This is a genomic window from Bradyrhizobium sp. CCBAU 53338, assembly GCF_015291665.1.
Taxonomy (GTDB): Bacteria; Pseudomonadota; Alphaproteobacteria; order Rhizobiales; family Xanthobacteraceae; genus Bradyrhizobium.
In genome coordinates this window covers 4,755,753-4,780,186 of record NZ_CP030048.1, presented here as the reverse complement: position 1 = coordinate 4,780,186, position 24,434 = coordinate 4,755,753, and the positions used below count along the sequence as shown (strand labels likewise).

At 63.1% G+C, this 24,434-nt stretch carries 26 protein-coding genes; 18 read left to right on the top strand and 8 right to left on the bottom strand.

Annotated elements, in window-relative coordinates; all coding sequences use genetic code 11:
- Window positions 1–42 precede the first annotated feature (42 nt).
- From XH90_RS22660 to XH90_RS22595, 14 genes are all read left to right on the top strand, one after another.
- Window positions 43–480: a VOC family protein gene (locus tag XH90_RS22660; RefSeq protein ID WP_194476545.1), complete on the top strand. Its 438-nt coding sequence runs from the start codon at window positions 43–45 to the stop codon at window positions 478–480.
- A gap of 54 nt (window positions 481–534) precedes the next feature.
- Complete coding sequence (locus XH90_RS22655) at window positions 535–1,677, top strand: Mrp/NBP35 family ATP-binding protein (RefSeq protein ID WP_194476544.1); 1,143 nt, start codon at window positions 535–537, stop codon at window positions 1,675–1,677.
- A 197-nt stretch (window positions 1,678–1,874) separates the two neighbouring features.
- Window positions 1,875–2,966: a TRAP transporter substrate-binding protein gene (locus XH90_RS22650; protein WP_194476543.1), complete on the top strand. Its 1,092-nt coding sequence runs from the start codon at window positions 1,875–1,877 to the stop codon at window positions 2,964–2,966.
- A gap of 441 nt (window positions 2,967–3,407) precedes the next feature.
- Complete coding sequence (locus XH90_RS22645; RefSeq protein ID WP_194476542.1) at window positions 3,408–4,496, top strand: TRAP transporter substrate-binding protein; 1,089 nt, start codon at window positions 3,408–3,410, stop codon at window positions 4,494–4,496.
- Between the two features lie 83 nt (window positions 4,497–4,579).
- Complete coding sequence (locus tag XH90_RS22640; RefSeq protein WP_194482773.1) at window positions 4,580–4,933, top strand: hypothetical protein; 354 nt, start codon at window positions 4,580–4,582, stop codon at window positions 4,931–4,933.
- Between the two features lie 622 nt (window positions 4,934–5,555).
- A complete protein-coding gene (locus XH90_RS22635; protein ID WP_194476541.1) occupies window positions 5,556–6,806 on the top strand; it encodes an ABC transporter substrate-binding protein in 1,251 nt (416 codons plus the stop codon).
- Window positions 6,807–6,843: 37 nt separating this feature from the next.
- Window positions 6,844–7,713, top strand: coding sequence for a branched-chain amino acid ABC transporter permease (locus XH90_RS22630; protein WP_194476540.1), 870 nt, complete (start codon window positions 6,844–6,846; stop codon window positions 7,711–7,713).
- Complete coding sequence (locus XH90_RS22625) at window positions 7,710–8,714, top strand: branched-chain amino acid ABC transporter permease (protein ID WP_246755557.1); 1,005 nt, start codon at window positions 7,710–7,712, stop codon at window positions 8,712–8,714. Before XH90_RS22630 ends, XH90_RS22625 begins: the two co-directional genes overlap by 4 nt.
- Window positions 8,715–8,716: 2 nt before the next feature.
- Complete coding sequence (locus XH90_RS22620) at window positions 8,717–9,460, top strand: ABC transporter ATP-binding protein (RefSeq protein WP_246755556.1); 744 nt, start codon at window positions 8,717–8,719, stop codon at window positions 9,458–9,460.
- Window positions 9,457–10,176: an ABC transporter ATP-binding protein gene (locus tag XH90_RS22615; RefSeq protein ID WP_194476538.1), complete on the top strand. Its 720-nt coding sequence runs from the start codon at window positions 9,457–9,459 to the stop codon at window positions 10,174–10,176. Before XH90_RS22620 ends, XH90_RS22615 begins: the two co-directional genes overlap by 4 nt.
- A 286-nt stretch (window positions 10,177–10,462) precedes the next feature.
- Window positions 10,463–10,645, top strand: a complete 183-nt coding sequence (locus XH90_RS22610; RefSeq protein WP_194476537.1) for a hypothetical protein — start codon at window positions 10,463–10,465, stop codon at window positions 10,643–10,645.
- A gap of 54 nt (window positions 10,646–10,699) precedes the next feature.
- Entirely contained in the window at window positions 10,700–10,927 is a 228-nt protein-coding gene (locus XH90_RS22605; protein WP_194476536.1) for a hypothetical protein, read from the top strand.
- A 256-nt stretch (window positions 10,928–11,183) separates the two neighbouring features.
- The gene (locus XH90_RS22600) at window positions 11,184–11,858 is read left to right on the top strand and encodes a response regulator transcription factor (RefSeq protein ID WP_194476535.1); all 675 of its coding nucleotides are present in this window, start codon (window positions 11,184–11,186) and stop codon (window positions 11,856–11,858) included.
- Window positions 11,859–11,955: 97 nt separating this feature from the next.
- Window positions 11,956–13,239, top strand: coding sequence for a HAMP domain-containing sensor histidine kinase (locus XH90_RS22595; protein WP_246755892.1), 1,284 nt, complete (start codon window positions 11,956–11,958; stop codon window positions 13,237–13,239).
- 140 nt (window positions 13,240–13,379) lie between these two features.
- Here XH90_RS22595 and XH90_RS22590 read toward each other — a convergent pair whose 3' ends face one another.
- From XH90_RS22590 to XH90_RS22570, 5 genes are all read right to left on the bottom strand, one after another.
- Window positions 13,380–15,035, bottom strand: coding sequence for a TRAP transporter large permease subunit (locus XH90_RS22590; RefSeq protein ID WP_194476533.1), 1,656 nt, complete (start codon window positions 15,033–15,035; stop codon window positions 13,380–13,382).
- A 26-nt stretch (window positions 15,036–15,061) separates the two neighbouring features.
- Entirely contained in the window at window positions 15,062–15,643 is a 582-nt protein-coding gene (locus XH90_RS22585; RefSeq protein WP_194482771.1) for a TRAP transporter small permease subunit, read from the bottom strand.
- A gap of 171 nt (window positions 15,644–15,814) precedes the next feature.
- A complete protein-coding gene (gene moaA / locus XH90_RS22580) occupies window positions 15,815–16,849 on the bottom strand; it encodes a GTP 3',8-cyclase MoaA (RefSeq protein ID WP_194476532.1) in 1,035 nt (344 codons plus the stop codon).
- A gap of 119 nt (window positions 16,850–16,968) precedes the next feature.
- Window positions 16,969–17,448 (bottom strand): hypothetical protein, encoded by a 480-nt coding sequence (locus XH90_RS22575; RefSeq protein ID WP_194476531.1) that lies wholly within the window; start codon window positions 17,446–17,448, stop codon window positions 16,969–16,971.
- A gap of 158 nt (window positions 17,449–17,606) precedes the next feature.
- A complete protein-coding gene (locus tag XH90_RS22570; RefSeq protein WP_194482770.1) occupies window positions 17,607–18,281 on the bottom strand; it encodes an HAD-IA family hydrolase in 675 nt (224 codons plus the stop codon).
- Between the two features lie 162 nt (window positions 18,282–18,443).
- Here XH90_RS22570 and rpiA point away from each other — a divergent pair, with 162 nt between their 5' ends.
- The 3 genes from rpiA to gor are packed head-to-tail and all read left to right on the top strand — an operon-like array spanning window position 18,444 to window position 21,137.
- A complete protein-coding gene (gene rpiA, locus XH90_RS22565) occupies window positions 18,444–19,169 on the top strand; it encodes a ribose-5-phosphate isomerase RpiA (protein WP_194476530.1) in 726 nt (241 codons plus the stop codon).
- Between the two features lie 2 nt (window positions 19,170–19,171).
- Window positions 19,172–19,693, top strand: a complete 522-nt coding sequence (locus XH90_RS22560; RefSeq protein ID WP_194476529.1) for a DUF2059 domain-containing protein — start codon at window positions 19,172–19,174, stop codon at window positions 19,691–19,693.
- 55 nt (window positions 19,694–19,748) lie between these two features.
- A complete protein-coding gene (gene gor, locus XH90_RS22555) occupies window positions 19,749–21,137 on the top strand; it encodes a glutathione-disulfide reductase (protein WP_194476528.1) in 1,389 nt (462 codons plus the stop codon).
- 3 nt (window positions 21,138–21,140) lie between these two features.
- Here gor and XH90_RS22550 read toward each other — a convergent pair whose 3' ends face one another.
- Complete coding sequence (locus XH90_RS22550; RefSeq protein ID WP_194476527.1) at window positions 21,141–22,280, bottom strand: hypothetical protein; 1,140 nt, start codon at window positions 22,278–22,280, stop codon at window positions 21,141–21,143.
- Between the two features lie 299 nt (window positions 22,281–22,579).
- On the opposite strand from XH90_RS22550, the gene XH90_RS22545 reads away from it, so the two are divergent.
- Complete coding sequence (locus XH90_RS22545; protein ID WP_246755555.1) at window positions 22,580–22,888, top strand: hypothetical protein; 309 nt, start codon at window positions 22,580–22,582, stop codon at window positions 22,886–22,888.
- 13 nt (window positions 22,889–22,901) lie between these two features.
- Here XH90_RS22545 and XH90_RS22540 read toward each other — a convergent pair whose 3' ends face one another.
- Together XH90_RS22540 and XH90_RS22535 are read right to left on the bottom strand one after the other, a co-directional pair.
- A complete protein-coding gene (locus tag XH90_RS22540; RefSeq protein WP_194476526.1) occupies window positions 22,902–23,087 on the bottom strand; it encodes a hypothetical protein in 186 nt (61 codons plus the stop codon).
- Between the two features lie 63 nt (window positions 23,088–23,150).
- Window positions 23,151–24,380, bottom strand: coding sequence for a carboxylate-amine ligase (locus tag XH90_RS22535; RefSeq protein ID WP_194476525.1), 1,230 nt, complete (start codon window positions 24,378–24,380; stop codon window positions 23,151–23,153).
- Window positions 24,381–24,434: the final 54 nt, after the last annotated feature.

Below are 24,434 nucleotides of genomic sequence, written 5' to 3'. Positions count from 1 at the left end.
GGATGGCGGACCTCAAGGACTTCAAAACAAGGGAGCGAAAGCATGGGCGGAATAAGCGTCGGCGTCCTCGATCATTTCAATATCCGGACCCGGAATCTGGCCGAGACGGTCAGCTTCTACGAGGACGTGCTGGGTCTCGAAAAAGGCGCCCGGCCGAATTTCGCCTTCCCGGGGGCGTGGATGTACAGCGAGGGCAAGCCGGTGGTGCACCTCGTCGACATTTCCCCGACCTCCGAGCCGCAAAAGCCGGATTCCGGCGTCGTCCACCACGTCGCCTTCGTCAGCCGCGGCTTCGACGGCATGAAGCAGCGCCTGACGTCCAAAGGCATGAAATTCGACTCCCGACAGGTGCCCGGCGGCGACCTCTGGCAGATATTCGTCCACGACCCCAACGGGGTCATGATCGAGCTCAATTACGAGGCCGCGAAGGAGCAGGGGGCAGCGCCCGCCGAGATGGCTGACGATATCGGCAGGCAGTAGCCTTTTGGCCGTTTCCGCTCTAATGGGGCATCTTGAACTTCCAGGAGATGCGCTTTGAGCGTGACGCAGCAACAGGTCCTCGACAGCCTCGCCAAGATCAAGTCGCCCCGCGGGGTCGCGCTCACCAATGCCAATGTGCTGAGCGCGATCAGCGCGTCCGACGGCAAGGTGTTCTTCTCGATCAACGTGGATGCCGCCGAGGCGCGGGCCTGGGAATCCGTCCGGGCCGAGGCCGAGGCCGCCGTGCGCGGCCTTCCCGGCGTCACCACCGTGATGGTGGCGCTGACCGCCGAGCGCAAGGCGGGCGCTGCTCCGCCGCCGCCCCCGCAGCCGAGTCGCGGCGCACCCGGCGTGCAGCCGGTCCACGCTCACAAGCCGGCGCCGCAGGGCGGCGCCCAATCGCCGATGGCGCGGCAGTCCGAGATTCCGGGCGTCGCTGCTGTGATCGCGGTCGCCTCCGGCAAGGGCGGTGTCGGCAAGTCGACCACCGCGCTCAATCTGGCATTGGGCCTGCGCGACCTCGGTCTCAAGGTCGGGCTGCTCGATGCCGACATCTACGGCCCTTCGGTGCCGCGGCTGACCGGCCTGCACGAGAAGCCGGAGCTGGATGGCGAGCGCAAGATGATTCCGCTCCGGCGCTTCGGCCTCGCCATCATGTCGATCGGCTTCCTGGTCGAGGAAGAGACCGCGATGATCTGGCGCGGCCCGATGGTGATGTCGGCGGTAACGCAGATGCTGCGCGATGTCGCATGGGGCACGCTCGACGTGCTCGTGGTCGACATGCCGCCGGGCACTGGCGATGCGCAGCTGACGCTGGCGCAGAACGTGCCGCTGAAGGGTGCCGTGATCGTCTCGACCCCGCAGGACCTGTCCCTGATCGACGCACGGCGCGGCCTTGCCATGTTCAGGAAGGTCAACGTGCCCGTGCTCGGCATCGTCGAGAACATGAGCTATTTCCAGTGCCCGCATTGCGGCACGAAATCGGACATCTTCGGCCATGGCGGCGCGCGCCACGAGGCGGAGAAGCTCGGAGTACCGTTCCTGGGCGAGATCCCGCTGCACATGGCGATTCGCGCGACTTCGGATGCCGGCAATCCCGTCGTGGACAGCGAGCCCGATGGGCCCCATGCGGCGATCTACCGCGCCATTGCGGGACAGGTCCGGGACCAGCTCAAGGGCGCCATCGCAACGGCTTAAGCCAGACGTCAGGGAACATGCGACTTTCGTCGCCCCCTGTCATGCCATTGTCGCGTTCCGCGAGAGTAGCTTCCGTGTTAAATGCCCACGGCGGCGAAGCCCCTTCGGCTTGACGCAGGCTTGAACGCCGCGTCGCCGGAACGAGCGGCAGCAAAGAAGAAGTTCGGGGAAATGCCCCAGCAAGGAGAGACCTGAAGATGAAGCGTCGTGATTTTCTGAAAGTGTCGGCAGCAGGCGCGGCGGCGACCGCCGCGGTAGCCTCGCCGGCGATTGCGCAGTCTTCGCCCGAGATCAAGTGGCGCATGACGTCGAGCTTCCCGAAGTCGCTCGACACGATCTATGGCGGCGGTGAGCAGGTGGCGAAGTACGTCGCCGAGATGACCGACAACAAATTCCAGATCCAGGTGTTCGCGGGCGGCGAAATCGTCCCCGGCCTGCAGGCGCTCGATGCGACCTCGAACGGCACGGTCGAGATGTGCCACACCGTGTCGTACTACTATGTCGGCAAGGACCCGACCTGGGCGATCTACGCCTCGGTGCCGTTCGGCCTCAACGCGCGCCAGCAGAACTCCTGGTGGTACCAGGGCGGCGGCGAGCAGCTCGGCAACGAGTTCTTCAAGAAGTCGAACGTGATCGGCTTTGCCTGCGGCAACACCGGCACCCAGATGGGCGGCTGGTTCCGCAAGGAGATCAAGACCGTTGCGGATCTGTCGGGCCTGAAATTCCGCATCGGCGGCATTGCCGGCCAGGTGCTGCAGAAGGTCGGCGTGGTGCCGCAGCAACTCGCCGGCGGCGACATCTATCCGGCGCTGGAGAAGGGCACCATCGACGCGGCCGAGTGGGTCGGCCCGTACGATGACGAGAAGCTCGGCTTCGCCAAGGTTGCGAAGTACTATTACTATCCGGGCTTCTGGGAAGGCGGTCCGATGGTCCATGCCTTCGCCAACCTCGACAAGTGGAATTCGCTGCCGAAGAACTACCAGGCGATTCTCACCAACGCGACGGCCAACGCCAACAGCTGGATGGCCGCGCGCTACGACATGCAGAACCCGTCCGCGCTGAAGCGTCTGGTCGCCGGCGGGACGCAGCTCCGTCCCTTCACCAACGAAGTGCTGGAAGCCTGCCTCAAGGCGACCAACGAACTGTGGGCCGAGCTCTCGGCCAAGAACGCCGACTTCAAGAAGTCGATCGACGCCATGCAGGCCTACCGCTCCGACGAATATCTGTGGTGGCAGGTCGCCGAATACACCTACGACAGCTTCATGATCCGTTCGCGCACCCGCGGCTGATCGACGACCAGTCTGTCGGACTGAATGGCCCGGCCTCGTTCGCGAGGCCGGGCTTTTCTTTGCCGCGGTGGAGGGCGCACTCAATATTCGAGAAAACAACCCCATGCACAGTAGATGCGGGGGCTCCCCGCAATGACGGCCGGATGGAGGCGGGCTTGACCCGTCGGGCAAAACAGTGGCAAATTGCGATCATCGCTTAATCCGAAATCTGGCTCGCTCGCCGGCGAGATGCCGCCGCCCCGGTCAAACCTTCGCGCAGGCGCCACCCGAGCGCTGAGCTAGTACTTAAGTCTTAAGGGTGACCCGGCTACCACTTGCGAGGCAGGACTTTTTCCATGCCGCAGTGCGATCACGATGGCATTCGAGCCGGCGCTGCGCCATGCTGTCGGTCAGGCCTCGACAAGAAGGCCCGCAATCGTAAATCCATCAGGGCAGGACAACATGAAACGAAGAGACTTCATCAAGGTCACAGGACTTGGTGCGGCCGGCGCCGCGACGCTTGCCGCTCCCGCAATCGCGCAGTCGATGCCGGAAATCAAATGGCGCATGCCGACGAGCTGGCCGAAATCGCTCGACACGCTCTACGGCGGTGCCGAGGTGATGGCCAAGGCTGTGGCCGAGGCGACCGACAACAAATTCCAGATCCAAACCTTCGCCGGTGGCGAAATCGTGCCGGGCCTGCAGGTGCTCGATGCCGTGCAGAACGGCACCTGCGAGATCGGCCACACCGCCTCGTACTACTATTTCGGCAAGGACCCGACCTTTACCTTCGGTTCGTCGGTGCCTTTTGGCCCCAACATGCGCATCAACCAAGCCTGGTACATGCTGGGTGGCGGCAAGGAAGTTCTGAACGAGTTCTACAAGAGCTACAACGTCACCTCGCTGCTGGCTGGCAATACCGGCTGCCAGATGGGCGGCTGGTTCCGCAAGGAGATCAAGACCGTCGCTGATCTCAACGGACTGAAATTCCGCATCGGTGGCTTCGCCGGGAAGGTGCTGGCCAAGCTCGGCGCCGTGCCGCAGCAGATCGCGGGCGGCGACATCTATCCCGCGCTGGAAAAAGGCACGATCGACGGCGCGGAGTGGGTCGGACCCTACGACGACGAGAAGCTCGGCTTCTACAAGGTCGCGCCGCATTACTACTATCCGGGATGGTGGGAGGGCGGGCCGATACTGCTCAGCTTCGTCAATCTCGACAAGTGGAACGCGCTGCCGAAATATTACCAATCCGTTCTCGAGCAGGCCGGCCACTATGCCAACAACTGGATGATGGCGAAATACGATCAGGCCAATCCGCAGGCGCTACGCCGCCTGCTCGCGGGCGGTACCAAGCTGCACGCATTCCCGCCCGAGGTCATGGAGGCTTCCTTCAAGGCGGCGAAGGCGCTGCATAGCGAGATTGCGGGCACCAACGAGAACTTCAAGAAAGTCTACGAGTCGCTGACGAACTTCTCGAACAACGATTACTCGTGGTTCCAGGTGGCCGAGCTCGCCTACGACAGTTTCATGGCGCGTCACGCGCAAACCTGAGCGCAGCATCTCGCGAAGTCGGCCCCGGAGCGAAAGCTCCGGGGCCTTTGCTTGAGGACGCCCTCACGAGATGAGACGTGACGATGAGCTTCGATCCTCATGCAGTTCAAGCTGCGCTGTTCAAGGCTTGGTCGCTGTCGACGGCCAGCCAATGGACGGCCGGCAATCCTGCGGCAGGCCAATGCAACGTCACGGCGCTGCTCATTCACGAACTCTTCGGAGGCGAGTTGCTGAAGACGCCGCTGCCGGCCGGCGATCATTTCTACAACAGGATCGATGGGCGGCGATATGACTTCACGGCGAGCCAGTTCGATCGGCCGATCGCTTACACGGACTTGCCGACCAATCGGATGGAGGCGGAGTTGGGCGCGACGAGCCAGCAGCTGCGTGAACTCAGAGCAGCTTTTCAGGAGCGCGGCACCAAATCAGGTCAATAGCAGCGATCAGGTCGGACAACGCCATTTCGGCGCGCGTCCCACCTGACCGACAATTGCACCGGATGATAGTCGGGCTGGACCGGCAGGTCGCGCGTGTACAGGCGCTGCGATCGTCGGACGTCATGGATCTGACGACCGTCGCGATCGAAACAAGGGGCTGCGACACCTCGACTTTCGTCGATGTCTAGACGTCGAGCGACAAGACGGAAACTTCGTTCAAGCAGATCATTGCTTGAACGCCGGCCCCTTCCAAGATGGAGAGCGCGCTCGAGATTTGGCTGCTGCGGCTTTGGGTTTGCTGACGCGTTGATCTGCCGCTCACGGGCGCGTCTTCGATGTTGCGCAGCAACAGGATTGTCGAAGAACAATCGCCGAGCACGAAAGCGTGTTCACCGGTTAGACCAATTGTGGATTTTTGCCGTTCGGAAACCGGTGCAGTCTGCCACCGGGACGCGATGAGGGCTGCCGCCTGGTGCTGCGCGGCAGGCCCCCCCAAGTCAAAACAGCGATGTCAAATCGCCCGTGATCTCGGAGACGTGTGACGTCTCCTGCTCTTCGCGGCAACCGGAATGATTCGTCTTATGAACTAACATCGTCAAACGAGAGAACAGGGAGGTCTGGAATGGCTATAATTCAACCTTCGATCAGTCGTCGTTCGCTCATCAAGTCCGGCGTTGTTCTTGCCGGAAGCCAATTGATCAGCGCTCCCTTCATCGTCAAATCTCTCGCCGACGAGCCGGTGAAGATCGGTATGGTCAATCCCTTGACGGGCGTTCTCTCCGCGCTGGCTCAGAGCGAGGTCGACGGGGCCAAATACGCTGAGGCCGAGATCAACAAGAAGGGCGGCATCCTGGGTCGCCAGGTTCAGCTTCTTGTCGAGGATTCCGCGAACGATGTCGGGACCGGTGTGCAGAAGACCCGCAAGCTGATTGACCGGGACAATGTGGCGGTCATTCTCGGTGACGTCAATTCCGGCATTGCCTATGCAATGTCCCAAGTCACCAACGAGAAGAAGATTTTCCATATCGTCCCTGGCGGCCACACCGATCCGATCACCGGCTCGAACTGCAAATGGAATGTCTTCCGGATCTGCAACACAACGACGATGGACGCCAACGCGGTCACGCCGGAGTTGGTGAAGAAGTTCGGCAAGAAATGGTTCTTCATCACGCCGGACTACGCCTATGGCCACACGCTTCAAGACGCCTTCATCAAGGCGCTGAAAAAAGCCGGTGGGACTTACGAGGGAGACATGCTCCCGATCAACAGTACGGACTTCTCGGCCACGTTGATCAAGGCGAAGGCGTTCAAACCGAACGTTCTACTCAACAACATGGGCGGTCTTACGCAAATCAACTGCATGAAGCAATTCACGCAATTCGGCATGCAGAAGGAAATGGCGCTTGGCGGCGCGCTCTTCGAGCTCGAGAGCATCAAGGGCTGCCCGCCCGATGCGCAGGCTGGATGGTGGGCGATGGAATGGTGGTGGAATCAACCGAACGTGCCGGAGGTCGTCAAGTTTGTGAGCGACTTCCGCGCCGCCACGAAGAAGACGCCCTCGGCGCGCGACTGGTTCGGCTACGTGGCGATGCATACCGTACGCCTGGCGTCAGACAAGGCGAAGTCGTTGGATGGCCCCAAAATGGCGAAGGCTCTCGAGGATCTCGAGCTGCCGCCGGATGTCGCTCTCCAGCCGGGCAAAGTACGCTACAGGGCGGGAGACCATGAGCTGATGCCGAACATCTTCGTCGGCGAAGTTCATCCGGCAAAATCGTCTCCCGACGACGTCTTCAATGCCGAGACGCTGGTGCACGGTGAGAAGGCTGCAGGCTCGGTGGAGGAAACTGGATGCAAGATGGTCGAACCGGCCTGATCCAATAAGCGGAGAAAACGTCAGGGCGGAGGACGCGATGATCCAGGTCATATTGTTCAACGTCACCAATGGACTGATCATTGGCGCGTTCTACGTGTTGATGGCCCTTGGCTTGTCGCTGATCCTCAATCTCAGCAACGTCATCAATTTCTCTCACGGCAATTTCCTGGCGCTCGGCGGCTATCTCGCTTTCACGTTGGCGCCGGCGCTGGGTTATTGGGGGGCCTTGCTGGTTTCTCCGCTGGTCACGGCAATCATCGGGCTCGCGGTGGAGAGATTGATGATCCGCCGCGTCTACAACAGGGACCCGGTTTACAGCCTGTTGCTCACGTTCGGCTTTGCCTTTGTCATGCAGGATATGGCTCGCTACGTTTGGGGGCCCAATGGCCTGCCGCTCGGGTTGCCCGAATTCCTGGCACAGCCGATCAGCTCAAGCCTGTTCTTCATCACCTGGTACCGCGTCTTCATGGTCGCGGTGGTGATCGTCGCGGTGCTCGGGCTATTCGCGTTCCTACGCTACACAAGGGTCGGCGTCCGCATTCGAGCCGGCACGCTCGATCTGGAGACGGTGGCTTCCCTTGGCGTCAACATCAGCCTTCTGCGGACGTTCAATTTTGCGCTCGGCTGCATGCTCGCGGGCCTCAGTGGGGTGCTTGCCGCGGGGCAGATCGGGCTCAATCCGAATATGGGGGATGACCTGCTCATGCCGAGCTTCATTGCGATCATCGTCGGCGGCGTCGGCAGCTTGATCGGCACGCTGTTTGGCGGCTTGCTGATCGGACTGGCAGCGGCCCTGACCACCGTCGTCTTTCCGGCGGCGAGCGAGGCTGTCATTTATGCGATCATGATGGTCGTGCTGCTGGTTCGTCCGCGAGGCCTGATGGGCGAAGAAGGGATGATGTCATGAGTACTGACGTCAGTCCCGGTTTGCCGACAGCCGCCGTCGCAGCAGACCGGACTCCACCTGTTCCCCGATGGATGCTGCTCGTCATCGTCTGGGCCGTTCTGATCGCTGCCCCATACTGGCTGCCTCTGGTTGGCGGCTATACCGCACTTGCCGGAAAAGTTCTGGTGTTCGGCCTGGCCGCGATGGGCCTGAATCTCCTGTTGGGATTCACGGGCGTGCTGAGTTTCGGGCACGCAGCCTATTTCGGGCTGGGCGCCTATGGCGCGGGTCTCACATTGAGGTATCTCGCGCATAGTACCCCACTTGCCATGCTTTTGGGGACGCTGCTTGGAGGGGTCGCAGGCACGCTTTTTGGACTTCTGATCGTGCGGCGCCGCGGCGTCTACTTTGCCATGTGTACGATCGCGTTCGGGCAGCTCTGTTACTATCTAGCCTATAGCTGGAATGACTTCACCGGTGGCTTCGATGGCTTACGCGATTTCCACCGCGAGCCTATTGGATTGGGTCCCCTCGGTCTGGACATCACTGAGGGTGGCAACAAGTTCTACTTCTTCTTGCTTGCCGTGTTCGCGGTCACGGTCGGAATCCTTGGTCTGTTGGTTCGCTCGCCGTTTGGTCACACCTTGAGAGCGATCCGGGAGAACGAGCGCCGTGCTCGCTTCCTGGCCATTCCTGTCGAGCGTCAGATCTGGCTTTCCTTCTCGATCTCGTGCTTTGTGACGGCGCTTGCCGGCACACTCTATGCGCTCTTGAACAACTTCGCCGATCCACTCGCGTTGCACTATTCGCTCTCGGGCTATTTTGTCGTGATGTGCGTCATGGGCGGAATGCGGACCTTCTGGGGCCCATTGGTTGGCGCAACGGTCTTCGTGGTGCTGCAGGACTATATCTCTTCGATGACGGTCAATTGGATGTCCTTTGTGGGCGCCATTTTCGTGCTGGTCGTACTTTTCTTCCCGCGTGGTCTGCTCGGTATGCGGCGCCAGGGCAAGTCGGGGTGAGCATGCTCGAAGTTCGCAACGTCACCAAGCGCTTTGGCAACCTGGTTGCCGTGAAGGACGTATCGATGATGGTTGAGCGCGGCGAACTGCGCGCCATCATTGGCCCGAATGGAGCGGGCAAGACGACCTTTTTCAACATGATCAGCGGCTATTTCCCGCCCAGCAGGGGATCGATCCTGTTCAACGGCAAAGACGTGACCGCGACGCCGGCGCACGCGCGGGTTGGGCTCGGTATGGGGCGCACCTTCCAGATTACCGAGGTGTTTCCGGAATTGACCGTCCATGAGAACGTCCTCACCGCAGCCGAGGTGGCGGCAGGCCAGACCCTGCGCATGCTGCCGAACCGCAGCGACGCGAAGATTGCCAACGACGTGGCGACGGAGATGCTTGCGGTCGTGGGATTGAGCGCCAAAGCGGACCGGCTGGTCGGGGAGCTCTCGCACGGCGACCAGAGGACCACGGAGATTGCAATGGCGCTGGCGCAATTGCCGCGCCTGTTGCTGCTCGATGAGCCGACCGCCGGGATGGGCGATCAGGAAACCTACGAGATCACCACGCTGATTCGCCGCCTGCACCGGGAGCGAAACTACACCATCGTCTTGATCGAGCACGACATGCGGGTGGTCTTTCATCTCGCCGACCGCATCACAGTGCTTGACCAGGGCGCCTTGCTCGCAGAAGGGACGCCAGACGAGATTGCCACCTCTGAGGCGGTGCAAGCGGCCTATCTGGGAGAGACCCAATGAACCCGCTCAGTGTGATGGGATTGCAGACGTTTTACGGCAAGAGCCACATCCTGCACGATGTCGGCCTGGAGGTTCATGAAGGCGAGATCGTTGTCCTGCTCGGTCGGAATGGCGCTGGCAAGACGACAACGCTTCGCAGCATCATGGGGCTAACTCCGCCCCGCGAAGGCAATGTGAGCCTGTTCGGAATCGACGCCACGCGGATGTCGCCCTATCAGGTTGCGGCGCTCGGCGTGGGCTATGTTCCGGAAGGGCGCAAGATCTTCGCCAACCTGACCGTCGAGGACAATCTGCGGGTCCCGGTCACGCGACCGGGTCCGTGGACCATTGATCGCGTCTTCAAAACTTTTCCGCGGCTTGCCGAGCGCCGGGAAAATCGTGGCCGCCAATTGTCCGGCGGCGAGCAGGAGATGCTCTCGGTCGCGCGTGCCCTTCTTCTCAATCCGAAACTGTTGCTGCTGGACGAGCCAAGCCAGGGTCTTGCCCCACTGATCGTGAAAGAGGTCTTTCAGATCATCCAGACCATGCGGCAAGAGGGCATTTCAGTGCTGCTGGTCGAGCAGAACGTAAGGGTCAGTCTCACCGTCGCCGACCGCGCCTATGTGCTGGATGACGGCGCCATCATCTATAGCGGAAGCTCCTCCGAACTCGCGAGTGACGAGGAACGCGTGCGTTCCATGGCGGGCGCAAGCGCGAAGGAATGGGCCGTGAGCTAGTCTGGTCCAGATTGCCGAAACAAAGCAGTGTGGTTCGCAATGCGACGAACTCGTCGTGAGTAGTCCAAATCTGCTCCGCCGCGAGGAGGGACTTGAAGCGTTGTGTCGCCACCTCGGGCCGGTGAGTTGCGAAGCTACAGCGCGTCCGGGAGCTCGATGGGACAGGCTCAAGAGTTACCCGTTTGCCTGCGTGACGCGTATCACAGTCTAACAGAACCGCCTGCGATACTCCTGTGACTACGAGATGAGAGGGGATGGCACCCTCCTTCGACAACGGGAGAGACAAATGACTGAGCGCAGCAGCAATCGGAACCACAAAGAGCTGGACGACCGTGAACTGGAGACCGTGTGCGGCGGCTTCATCAATGATGGTGGCTGCATCGGTCCGTGGATCGTGAATGGACGGATCACCACCCATCAGCCCGCCGGCCCGAACCCCTGGCTGCCTGGCGGCATCTTCCACGGCTGAGCACCCCACCTCGACCTTTCTGACACACACACAATCTGAACCGGAGCGACCACAATGCTGAACCTGGACCATGGGAAATCGGAAATCATCGAACTGACCGATGCGGAGCTCGAAACGATCGTCGGCGGCAACTGGCTCGGCGACGCCTTCCGCGCCATCGGCGGCGCCATCAAGGGCGCCGTCGAGTGGGTCGGCGGCCTGATCTTTGGCGGCTTGCAGGGCCCGGGCAACCTGCGCGGCCCCTTCGGCCCGGGGTCGGGGCCCGGACATCCGCCCCTCTGATCCAATCCTCCAAACTCGCTCGCGAAACAGGAGGTCGCCTCGGTCGGCGGCCTCTTTCCTTTTCCGGCCCGATGCTTTCAAGTTGATTGGCCAAATCCGGCCGACTTACGTCAACCTGACGACGGCGGCCGATCGTCGTTGAAAGCGCTTTTTCGCTGGCCGGGGCGTCCGGAATGGTGGAAGAGAGCGCAGATGCGGCCTGAGCCGTAGGGTGGCACCGGAGTAGGGGCCACCGGAACATCCGGCTGGAAATGCAATGCGCCTTCTGATCGTCGAGGACAATGCCGAGTTGTCGCGGCTCGTGGCCAGCGGGCTGGCGGGAGCGGGCTACCAGAGCGACGTCGTCGGCAGCGCCGAGGAGGCGCGCGAGGCGGTGCACAATGTCAGCTATGCCGCGATGATCCTCGACCTCGGCCTCCCCGACGGCGACGGCCTGTCGGTGCTGCGCGAACTGCGGCGGCAGATGGAGCCGCTGCCGGTGCTGGTGCTGACCGCGCGCGGTGGCGTGCAGGACCGCGTCAACGGCCTGCGCAGCGGCGCCGACGACTACCTCGCCAAACCGTTCGCGATGGAGGAACTGGTGGCGCGGCTGGAGGCGATTCTGCGCCGTCCTGGCCAGTTGCTCGGTCGCTCGCTGCGGCTCGCCAATCTCGTCTACGACACCGAGACCCGCCAGATCTTCGTCGACGACGAGCCGCGGATCATTTCGTCGCGCGAGACCTCGGTGCTGGAGATCCTGCTGCGCCGCCAGGGGCGGGTGGTGCCGAAGAAGAACGTCGAGGATCACATCTTCGGGCTCGAGGGCGAGGTCGCCTCCAATGCGGTCGAGGTGTATGTCTCTCGCCTGCGCAAGCAGCTCATCGAACATGGCGCCAAAGTCGTGATCCATACCATTCGCGGCGTCGGCTACATGATGGCCGAGGAGAAATAGCGTGAGCTGGGCCGGATCCCGGAGCGGGTCCACAACGGGGTCGCAAGAACGATCCCGTGCCGGGTTCCTTGGACGGGCGCCGTCGTTCAAATCGCTCATCTCGCGCATTGTGTTCCTGCACATCATCGCGGTCGCGGTGGTTGCGATCTTCCTGCCGCTGGTCCTGTTCTGGCTGTTGAGCTCCGAGATCGACCAGCTGCATCGGGCCGCGATGCGAGCCCAGGCCGAGACGCTGGCCGAGCGCATCGTCGTCCAGCCCGACGGCAGGGTGACGTTCAATCTGCCGGATAGCCTTCGCGGTCTCTACTCGGAGGCCTACGGCCGCTATCAGTACGACATCAGGGATGCCGAGGGCCGCCTGCTGTTCTCGTCGCACAAGAAGACGGGCAGCTTCGACTCGGACTCGAGTGCCGGCGCCGACGTGATCCAGACGATCGGCGACACCAACTTTCGCATCAAGGTGGCGGAAGACCTGTCCCATCGCGACGTCATCACCGACGACATCGTGTCCAACTTCTTCCGCCGGGTCGGCTGGATCACCATTCCCGTTCTCCTGGTCCTGCTCGCCATCGACATCATCATCTTCCGCCGCGCGGTCGCGCCGCTGTGGAAGGCCTCGGAGGAGGCGAGCAATATCGGCCCGTCACGCACCGACATTCGCCTGCCGACGGAGCGGATTCCGCGCGAGATCGTGCCGCTCGTCACCGCCGTCAACCTGGCCCTCGATCGCCTCGAGGACGGCTTTCGCGTGCAGCGCCAGTTCACAGCCGACGCCGCCCACCAATTGCGCACGCCCCTGGCGATCCTGCGCACGCGGATCGAGACACTCGGCGACGGTGAGGCCAGGCAGGCGCTGCATGACGATATCGAGGGGATGAGCCGGATCGTCGCGCAGCTGCTGGAGATCGCCGAGCTCGACACGCTGGTGCTCGATCCCGGCGAGACCGCGGATTTGCGCGCCGTCTGCGCCGAGGTGGTCGGCGCGATCGCGCCGTTCGCGATCGCGCAGCACAAGGACATCGCGCTCAAGGGCGCCGACGCGCCGGTGCTGATCCACGGCAATTCCGAGATGCTCCAGCGCGCAGTGTTCAACCTCGCCGAAAACGCCATCAAGTTCACCGCGACGGCGACGTCCGTCGACGTCGAGGTCGGCGACGACGGCTCGGTGCGCGTGCGCGATTGCGGTCCCGGCGTCACCCAGGTCGAACGCGAGCTGATCTTCCAGCGCTTCTGGCGCAGGGATCGCCAGCGCAGCGATGGCGCGGGCCTCGGCCTTTCGATCGTGCGCGCCGTCGCCGACGATCACGCCGCGACGGTTACGGTGGACAATCTCCCCGGCGGCGGCGCCGAGTTCACGCTTCGGTTCAGGCTGGCGGAGTAGGGCAAGCCGACTGAGGGTTGAATGCGCGGAGGGCACCCTTCATCCGGCGCCAAAGCCGAAGCTTCGCTTCGGCTTTCTCGAGAACGGCGGCCGAAGGCCGCCCATGCCATCTACTCCCACTAGGGAGGGAAAAGTGACGGCTACTTCTGCGGCGGACCGAAATCGAGTGGCGGCAACTCGATCTGCGGCACCTCGATCTTGACGGAGTTCGGATCGATGTTCGACTGGGCGCCCTTGTAATGCATGACCATCGACGGGAACGCGATCACCAGAGCGACCATGATGACCTGGATGACGACGAACGGCACTGCGCCCCAATAGATCTGCCCCGTCGTGACCGGATCCATCCTCTTGCCGGTGACGCGATCGGTGTATCGCTCCTTGGGTGCGACTGATCTGAGGTAGAACAAGGCGAAGCCAAAGGGCGGATGCATGAACGAGGTCTGCATATTGACGCCGAGGATGACGCCGAACCAGATCAGGTCGATGCCCAGGTGCTCGGCAGCAGGCCCCAGCAGCGGGATCACGATGAAGGCCAGCTCGAAGAAGTCGAGGAAGAAGGCCAGCACGAACACGAACGCGTTGACGAAGATCAGGAAGCCGACCTGGCCGCCGGGCAGGGAGGTGAGCAGATGCTCGACCCAGACGTGCCCGTTGACGCCGTAGAAGGTGAGCGAGAACACGCGGGCGCCGACCAGGATGAACACCACGAACGCCGACAGCTTGGCGGTCGATTCCGTCGCTTGCCGGACCAGGTCCCAGCTCAGCCGCCGTTTCGCCGCGCCGAGGATGAGGGCGCCGGCCGCGCCCATCGCGCCACCTTCCGTCGGCGTCGCAAGGCCGATGAAGATGGTGCCGAGCACCAGGAAGATCAGGAACAGCGGCGGCACCATGACGAAGGTGGTCTGCTGGGCCATCTTCGAGAGGAAACGGAAGCCGGTGAACTTGTGGATGGCCCAGTTCAGCACCGCGACGACGAACGCGAAGATGATGCCGTTGAACATGCTGAGCACGACGAAGTCGGCACCGTGCGTCTCCGAATTGCGCATCATGAGCCAGCCGAACACGCAGCTCGCGATGAAGAGCACGCCGAGCGAGCCCAGCCCACGGCTGCCATTATCTTCGCGGAAGCCGATGGCCTCCTTCGGCAGGCCCGGCGCGGCTTTCGGGAAGATCATGCTGACGAGGAAAGCATAGCCCGCGTAGAGACCCGCGAGCACCAGCCCCGGAATGAAGGCGCCCTCGTACATGTCGCCGACGGATTTGCCGAGCTGGTCGGCCATCACGATCAGCACGAGCGAGGGTGGAATGATCTGCGCGAGCGTACCCGATGCAGCGATGATGCCGGTCGCCATGCGCCGGTCGTAACCGTAGCGCAGCATGATTGGCAGCGAGATCAACCCCATCGAGATCACGGAAGCGGCGACGACGCCTGTCGTTGCCGCAAGAAGGGCGCCGACGAACACAACCGCGTAGGCGAGACCGCCGCGGATGGTTCCGAACAGCTGTCCGATGGTGTCGAGCAGATCCTCGGCCATGCCCGACCGCTCCAGTACCAGTCCCATGAAGGTGAAGAAGGGAATGGCGAGCAGCGTGTCGTTGTTCATCACGCCGTAGACGCGCTCGGGAAGCGCGTTGAGGAAGTCGGGGCGGAATTCGCCGAGCTCGATTCCGACCACGGCATAGAAAAGCCCGACAGCGCCCAGCGAAAATGCCGCGGGATAGCCGAGCAGCAGCACGACGACGAGCGTCGCGAACATGATGGGCGCCAGATTGGCGATGATGAATGCGGTCATGATTCCCCCTGAGCCGTCGCCAACGGCTATTTCTTCTCGATCGCTTCGACGAGATGCTCGACTTCCGCCTCGATCGCCGAGACCTGGGACTCGTGAGGATCGGGAATCAACCCGCGCATGATCGCGATCCGCTTGATCAGCTCGGAGACGCCCTGAACGAGCAGGAACGCGAACCCGATCATGATCAGGGATTTGGTGGGCCATTGCGGCAGGCCGCCTGCGTTGCCCGACTGCTCGTTGATATGGAACGATCGCTCGAAGAACGGTACGCCGGTAGCGATCATGACGATGCACAGCGGAATGAGAAAGAACAGATGACCGATCACGTCGATCATGCTGCGGACTTTCTTGGGCAACGTGTTGTTCACGATGTCGATGCGGATGTGCTCATTGTCGAGCAACGTCCATGGCGAGCAGAGCAGGAATACGATGCTGAAAAGCACCCACTGCAGCTCGAGCCATGAATTGGAGGACGTATCGAATACCTTCCGCACGATCGCATTGAGCGCCGAGACAACGACGGCCAGGACGATCATCCAGGCCAGACGCTTGCCCGTCCAGCGCGTGAACGCGTCGATCCCACTGCTCAGCTTAAGGAGCGCTTGCAAAGATAGGTCCTCCCCCGATGGTGCCCCAGCCGTCTTGACTGCGCCGAAGGGGCGCGTGGCTTGTCTCGCCGCGCAGGCATGAGGCTGGCGCACCAAACCAGCGGGCGTGCCGGCAGTCAATCGGAAGTTTGTTGATATCTAAGGGGAATAGTGCCGCAGCCGGTCCATTCCTCAACCGCCGGTGACGCTCATGTGCCTGGACACGCTGGGGCGGTCGTGACGTCGGTCGATGATGAAATCGTGGCCCTTGGGCTTCAGCCCGATGGCGCGGTCGATCGCCGCCGCGAGCAGCTCATCGTCGTCCGATGCGCGTAGCGGCTTGCGCAGATCGGAGGCGTCCTCGTGGCCGAGGCAGGTGTGCAGCGTGCCCGTGCAGGTGATGCGCACCCGGTTGCAGGATTCGCAGAAATTATGCGTCATCGGCGTGATGAAGCCGAGCTTGCCGCCGGTCTCGGCGACGCTGACATAGCGCGCCGGCCCGCCGGTGCTCTCGGCGAGATCCGTCAGCGTGAACTGCTGGGCGAGGCGCGCGCGCACCAGTGACAGCGGCAGATATTGGTCGATGCGGCCCGCGCCGATCTCGCCCATCGGCATCACCTCGATCAGGGTGAGGCCCATGTTCTTGCCATGGGCCCAGCGCAGGAGATCGGGGAGCTCGTCCTCGTTGAGGTTCTTCAGTGCGACCGCGTTGATCTTCACGGCAAGGCCCGCGGCGCGCGCGGCCTCGATGCCTTCCAGCACCTTGTCGATCTCGCCCCAGCGCGTGATCTCGCGAAACTTCCTGGGATCGAGCGTGTCGAGCGAGACATTGATGCGACGGACGCCGCAATCGGCGAGCTCTTGCGCGTGCTTTGCGAGCTGCGTTCCGTTGGTGGTCAGCGTCAGCTCGTTCAGCGCGCCGCTCTGGAGGTGGCGCGACAGCGAGCGCACCAGCGACATCACGTTGCGCCGGACCAGCGGCTCGCCGCCGGTCAGTCGCAGCTTCTTCACGCCCTTGGCGATGAAGGCCGAGCAGAGCCGGTCGAGTTCCTCGAGCGTCAGCAGGTCGGCCTTGGGCAGGAACGTCATGTCTTCCGACATGCAATAGAAGCAGCGCAGGTCGCAGCGGTCGGTGACGGAGACGCGCAAGTAAGAGATTGTCCGCCCGAAGGGATCGGTCATGGCGCTCGACAACGCGGCGAGGGGGCTCGCAATAGGTCCGTTCATACCAAATGCCTTGTCACTTACGGCGACGGGCGCACGTTTGCTTCAGCGGTGCTTGGAAGCAATCTAAGCATCGGACGCGGCTGAGACAATCGGGTGGTATACCTAGATTGACGCCCGGATCAGCGCTTGCCCGCGTTGGGATCGGGGAACGGCGAGCCTGCGGGCGCCGCGGCATCGGCTGGCGCTGCAGCGGGCGCGGCTGCGGCCGGTTTCGGCTTCTTCGGCCGGTGCGGCTTCTTCTTCACGGGCTTGGGCGGCACAACCGGCGCAAGCTCCGCGAACACCGGATTCGGGTCGGTGGTGACCGTCGCAGGCGTGGTGAAATTGCCGGGATTCTTGATCACGTTCACCGGCACGGTGGTCGGCTGGTACTTGAGAAGCGCGTACGAGACCGTGAACGGCGCGTCAGGGGCAGGAACAGAGACGGAGCAAGGTGTCTTGCAGCCGCCGCCCAGCGAGGTCGTGGCGTCAGCCCCCGGGGGATTGGATTCGAGCCGGACCTGGACGGTCGGCGGCGCCGATTTGAACATGTCCCAAGACATCGAGGAGCAGCCACCAAGGCTCGCCCCCGCTAACGCAATCGCGATGACACGACGCATGACCATCCACTCTAACTGCGACGAACCGCCACATAACCCCGTCGGGACCTTAGGGGCGTCGCCGGGGGCAAGCAACCGGCGGAAAGCGCATAGTTAATAGATGGTTAACGCGGGGTTCCACGGGGATAGAGTAGCCATTTCAGGGCCTTGCCCGACGTTTAGGCGCTCATCAGGCTGTGGGCGGCATCCGGCAGGTCACGCATATGATGGATCAGCCTATCAGGTTTCAGATCGGCGATCGGCACGTCCGTGTAGCCGAAACTGACGCCGATCACGGGAACCCCGGCGCGCCGGGCCACCCCGACATCAGTTCCGGCATCGCCGACCATGATGCTGGCTTTGACCTCGCCGCCGGCCCGCGCCACGGTCTGGCGGAAAATGGTCGGATCTGGCTTCTGCACCCCGAACGTATCGGCGCCGCAGATCGCCGCGAAACGCCTGGTCAGGTCGAGCTGATCCAGCAGCCGCTTGGACAGCCATTCGAGCTTGTTGGTGCAGACCGCGAGGCGATGGCCCTGGGCCGCAAAAAGATCGAGCGCATCCAGCAGCCCCTCGAAGGGACGGGATTCGACCGCGATGTGGTCGGCATAATAGGCGATGAAATCCGCCGTCATCCGGTCCATGTCGGCCACGCTGACGGTGCGGCCCTCGGCCTCCAGACCCCGCTCGATCAGCTTGCGGGCGCCGGCGCCGATCATGTTGCGAGCCGAAGCCATCGGAACCGGCGGCAGGCCCTCACGGTCGAGCACGTGATTCAGCGCGGTGATCAGGTCGGGCGCCGTATCCACAAGCGTGCCGTCGAGATCGAAGACGAGGGTGTAGGGGGAGGTCATGCCAAAAGCGCTATCGGGCCGGCCGGGCCGGCGCAAGGGGAGGGCCCATAAGATCACCTTATAGGCCTGTTCCCAGACCTGTTCTCGGGGGAGAAACGAGGCTACATAGGCCGCCGCGAGCGACATCATCGGCAGCACTCCTTAGAGGCGGGGCGCAAAGACGTGGATATGGACCAGTTGAAGCGGCAGGCTGCGGCCCGCGCCCTGGAAGAGGTGCGCGACGGCATGCAACTCGGCCTCGGGACCGGCTCGACCGCCAAGCATTTCGTCGAGCTGCTTGGCGAGCGCGTCGCCGCCGGCCTCAAGGTGATCGGCGTGCCGACCTCCGAGGCGACGCGCGCCGACGCGGAGCGCTGCGGCGTGCCCCTGACGACGCTCGATGAGATCGACCATCTCGACATCACCGTCGACGGTGCCGACGAGATCGATCCGGAGCTCAATCTGATCAAGGGCGGTGGCGGTGCCTTGCTGCGCGAGAAGATCGTGGCAGCCGCCTCGGATCGCATGATCGTCATTGCCGACGACACCAAATGGGTGCCGACGCTCGGCAGTTTTCCGCTGCCAATCGAGGTGATCCCGTTCGGGCTCGGCGCGACCCGCCGGGCCATCGAGAAGGCATTTGCGGAATGCGGCGTTTCCGGGCAAATGGCGGTCCGCAAGGCCAAGGGCGGGGGCGGGGATGGCCACGTTTTCGTCACCGATGGCGGCCACTGGATCGTCGATGCCCGGCTCGGGTGCATTGCGGATCCGCCCAACCTCGCCAGGGCATTGAGTACGATCCCCGGCGTGGTCGAGCACGGGTTGTTCATCGGCTTGGCCAGCTCGGCCGTTTTGGCGGGTGGCGAGGGAATTCGCGTGATTGAACGGCGTAAGCCGAAAGGAGACTAGGAATGAAGAGCGTTTCGAAGATCGTGCCCGCCGTGTGCCTCGCCTTCACGCTGGCACTGGCGGCAGTGCCTGCAGCCGCTCAGCAGCAGCCGGCCCCGCAGGCACCCTCTCCGGGGGCGATCGCGGCGGCGAAGGAGATCCTGCAGCTGAAGAATGCAGCCGGGATGTACGCCAACGCCGTGCCGGCCATCGTGGACAAGGTCAAGACCACGCTGATCGGGCAGAACCTCAACTACCAGAAGGATCTCAACGAGCTCGCCCCTGTGATCGCCAAGCAGCTTGCCGGCCGCGAGCAGGAGATCGGCGAGGGGATGGTGGGGGTCTATGCCGGCGAGTTCACCGAGCAGGAGTTGAAGGATCTCGTCACGTTCTACAAGTCGCCGCTCGGCCAGAAGCTGATCGCCAACGAGCCCAAGGCCATCAACCTCAGCGTGCAGGTCATGAACGATTGGGCACGGAACTTCTCCGAGGTCGTCGCAAGCGCGTTCCGCGCCGAGATGAAGAAGCGTGGCAAGGAAATCTGACAGTACCTATCTGATCGGAATCCGGATCATGTTCTAGGAGAGGTCGGAGTGGACAATGGCTGAATTCGACGTCGACCTCTTCGTCATCGGTGGCGGTTCGGGCGGCGTGCGTGCCGCCCGCATCGCGGCCGGTTACGGCGCCCGCGTGATGATCGCGGAAGAGTACCGCATGGGCGGCACCTGCGTGATCCGCGGCTGCGTGCCCAAGAAGCTGTTCGTGATCGGCTCGCATGTTCGTCACGAGCTCGAGGACGCCGCCGGTTTCGGCTGGACCGTTCCACCCGCGACCTTCGACTGGCCGACCCTGATCGCCAACAAGGACAAGGAAATCGCGCGGCTGGAGGCGGCCTACACCGCGAACGTCGAGAAATCGGGCGCGCAGATCGTCAAGAGCCGCGCGGTGATCGAGGACAAGCACACCATCCGCCTGCTCGCGGACGACAAGAAGATCACCGCAAAGTACATTCTCATCGCCACCGGCGGCGCGCCCAACCATGGCGCGGCGATCCCCGGCATCGAGCATGTGATCTCCTCCAACGAGGCGTTTCACCTGAAGAAGCTGCCGCGGCGGATCGTGATCCAGGGGGGCGGCTATATCGCGCTGGAATTCGCCGGCATCTTCGCCGGCTTCGGCTCCGACGTGACCGTGATCTATCGCGGCGACAACATCCTGCGCGGGTTCGACGAGGACGTCCGCACGCACGTCCGAACCGAGATGGAGAAGCAGGGCATCACCATCCTCACCGGCTGCACGGTGAACAAGGTCGATCGCCACGGCGAGGAATTCACCACCCATCTGTCGAACGGATCGAGCATCGCGTCCGACCAGGTGATGTTCGCGATCGGGCGCCATCCGGCCGTGGCCAATCTCGGCCTGGAGAAGGCCGGCGTCGCCATCAACCCCAGGAATGGCGGCATCGCGGTGGACCATTTCTCCAAGAGCTCGGTCGACAGCATCTATGCGATCGGCGACGTCACCCACCGCCACAATCTGACGCCGGTTGCGATCCGCGAGGGCCATGCTTTCGCCGACACCGTGTTCGGCAAGCGCGAGGTGCAGGTCGATCATTCGCATATCCCGACCGCGGTGTTCTCGCAGCCGGAGGTCGGCACGGTTGGCCTGACCGAGACTGAAGCACGCGCGCAGTTCAGCCACGTCGACATCTACAAGACGACGTTCCGCCCGATCAAGGCGACGATGTCCGGCCGCGACACCCGTGTGCTGATGAAGCTCGTGGTCGACGGATCGACCGACCGCGTGCTCGGCTGCCACATCGTCGGCGACTGTGCCGCCGAGGTCACGCAAGTCGTCGCGATTGCCGTGAAGATGAAGGCGACCAAAGCCGATTTCGACGCGACCATCGCGCTGCATCCGACCGCGGCCGAAGAGCTGGTGACGATGCGCACCCCGACCGCGCGCCACGTGCGTCAGGCGGCGGAGTAGCGTCTACCCGTACAAATATCCGACCGGCTTGCCCTCGGTGCGCAGGGGGCGAATGTCCTTCTGCGTGATGATCTGGCCGGCGAGGCCGTCGATCTCGTCGCGCTGCGTCGGCGTCCAGCTGCGCAGGTTGTCGATGCCCTTGAGAAGGCCGAGCCGCAGGACCTGGGTGTTCTCGCCGACTGCAATGAGGCTGATCGCGCTCTTGCTCGCGGTGACGACGTCGCCGGCCGCGAGCTCAAAGGTCCCGCCCGCCTTGTTCTTGAATTCGGCCGTGCCGCGAATGACGCGATAGATCGCGACCTCGCCGTTGGCGAAGGAGGCGGCATCCACCGAAGCCGACGAGCTCTTCGGCAGCAGCGATTGGCCGCGCGGATCGGTTGCGATGATGTGGCCGGTGACGAGCTGGCCGCTCGGCGCCTCGATGCCGATGTCGCGCACGTAGACCGGCAGCGCCGATTTGATCGTGCCGCCAGTGAGCGGCTTGAACAGCGCATCCAGCGCCAGCGGATCCTGAAGCCAGAAGCCGGCATTGGCCGGGCGATCGTGCAAGGGGTGGCTCCACGCCACGCGCGGCGTCTCGGCTTCGTTGATCTGGTCGGGGCCGACGATGGTCGGGTTCGGAAAGGTGGTGGGATCGGTGATGAAGGCTTCGAGGAACTTGCCAGAGTAGCCCATCGAGATGGGATCCGGCACCACCGTCTGCGGCGTCTTCAGATTCTCTCCGGTTGGCAAACCCGACCACGTGTAGAACAGCTGGCGATGCACGATCGCGCTTTGCAGCATCACCGCGCCAGGGCCGACATTGTAGAAGCGCCCGTCATAGTCGAAGGTGAAGGCGCCCGAGGTGACCAGCACAAGCTGAAAGCCGCCGGGCGGCAGATGCAGATGGAAATCGGTCGGCCCGGTGTCGGGGCGGTAGATCGGCAGGTTCGTGGCGACTTCGTGGAGCAGGAAGGTTTCGTTGTTGGCGTGAAAGCCTTCATTCGCACGATTGTAGAGCGCTTGCGGACGATACGTCGCCTCGAATTTCGCGCACCTGTCGCGATCGATCGCAACGAAATCCCTGGTGTTGAGGCGGAGCGGCGCGCCGTTCGGGTGGGTGAGGCCGGTGGTCTTGAGATCGCCCGCAGCATGCACGTTCATGACGTTCTCCGCTCTGCGCCATTGCCAGCTTGCGAAGTCGTTGCGAATTTTGGGCCAGTTGGTTTGCGAAGCAGCAATGGCGCCCGGCGCGTCGATGCGGCGAGGAAAATCCGGTGGCTGCACCGGAGGTTAGACCGCCCGCTCGCACTGATCTTGCGACCCTGCGCCAAGGCTCGCGCTTCGGAGGTGGCGCCGCTTCTTGTCTAATTTGTCAGCAGGCCCCGCCGTCGCGCGTGCAGGCAGCGGTTGACATTATGTTCACTTTTTGTTCTTATGCTGCGACCGAGATGGAGGCAGCCATGGACAACCGCATCAACGACATCCGCAGAACCATCAGGGCGCTTCGCGTCAGCATGCGCGAGGCCGAGGCGATCATGCACGAGCAGATCAACCGCGATGAGGACTGCAGCTTCGTGGCGCAGGAGGTCATCAAGATGCGCTCGGTCATGAGCCTGCTCGTGAAGGAGCGAACCGCGCTGGGCGATTTCGAGCCGATCCTGGTCAACAGCTTCTTCATCCCGCGGCGGCGGTCGGCACGAAAGCTCGCTGCTGCGCAGGCGGCGACCGTCGAGTCCGTGTTCCGTCCACGCCTGGTGGCGCGGGCTTGAGGCGGAGAGCGCCTCAATCAAAGAGGTGAGGCGCGGCCCGATCCGGCTTGCCGGCCGGGCTGTCCGCCCACTTCGCCATCTCCATGGTCCGCATATCGACGCTCTCGCACCAGTAGCAGCTTGGCGCTGTCAGGCCCTTCTCGGACAAGATCTGGATCAGGCTGTGGCCGCAACCGGCGCACCAGGCGATGTCGGTCATTCATTCCTCGACGGCGTAGCAAATTGGGCGATGAAGTTGTCGTTGGTGAAGCTTGCGTGGGCGCTATGACGGTGCCGGAGCGCTGCGCCCGATCGGCGCGCTCGTGCCCGAGATCGTCGAAGTAGCAATCCATCGTGAGACGGCTGCGATGTCGTCGCCGTTCTCGCGATAGGCGCGAAGCTGGAATTCGGCGGAGCTGCCGCGATCTACAATGACGCGGCAATGCTCGATCTCCGCGGCGCAGCCCAATGCGCTCGCGTCCTCGGCGATGTCGTCGATGATTCGGGTGAGCATCTCCGAGATCGTGACCGGTCCGTCCTTTGATGCAAAGATGCAATCGGTGCCGTAGCGCTGGGCGCGCCATTTGTTCTCGACCGCAATGGCGCGTTCGACGACGGTGACCTCCTTCGACAGATGCGGCCGCAGATAGAGGTGGCGCGTCAGGCAGCGATAGAGCGAGGCGATCGCGACGGCGTCCTCGACCAGGGTGCAGGTATCGGGCGCACGAAGCTCCAGCGTCGGGTGCTTCATGGATGGGCGCATCGCCCACCAGATGTGGCCTTCGTCGGGGATCACGCCGGAGCGCTGGAGAGCGCCGATATATTCGTCGAAGTCCTGCCTGTTTTCGAATAGTTCGGGCAGCCCCGTGCGCGGCAGCTCGGAATAGGCGGCGAGACGATAGCCCTTCAGTCCCGTCTTGTGCGAGTTCCAGAACGGCGAGGACGCCGCGAGCGCGATGAACAGCGGCAGATGAGGCAGCATCGCCCGCATCACCGCCATCCGCTTTTCGGGATCAGGCAGTTGAACATGCACGTGCATGCCGCACATCATGTTGCGGTGGCCGATGCTGCGCAGATCCTCGATCATCTCCTCGTAGCGCGGCTTCGGGCTCGGCTGCGACCTGCGCCAGACCGCGGTCGGATGCGTGCCGCAGGCCATGATGACGAAGCCATATTGCGCGGCGACGTTGGCCACCTCGCGGCGCAGGAACCTCAGCTCCTCTCGTGCGTCATTGACATCGACGTGGACGTTGGTCGCCACCTCGAGCTGGGATTGCAGCATCTCGCGCATGGCTTGTCCGCCGGTCGACCAGTTTGCGGATTCGAACAGCTCGTTGGGCGTCTGGATCGCAACCTCGAGCGTACGGCGATCGGCGAGGAAGTATTCCTCCTCGATGCCGAAGGAATATTCGGCCGCCTTGCCGCGCCCGCCGGCCGAGCGAATGACGACATGCTGCTTGTCGTCGGAAGGATCGAGGCGCAGCAGTTTCAAAACGTCCGAAGCAAATGTCATCGTGCCACCCGGCGGCGGTATTACCTGCGGGCGATAATCCGCCTGACAGGGGTG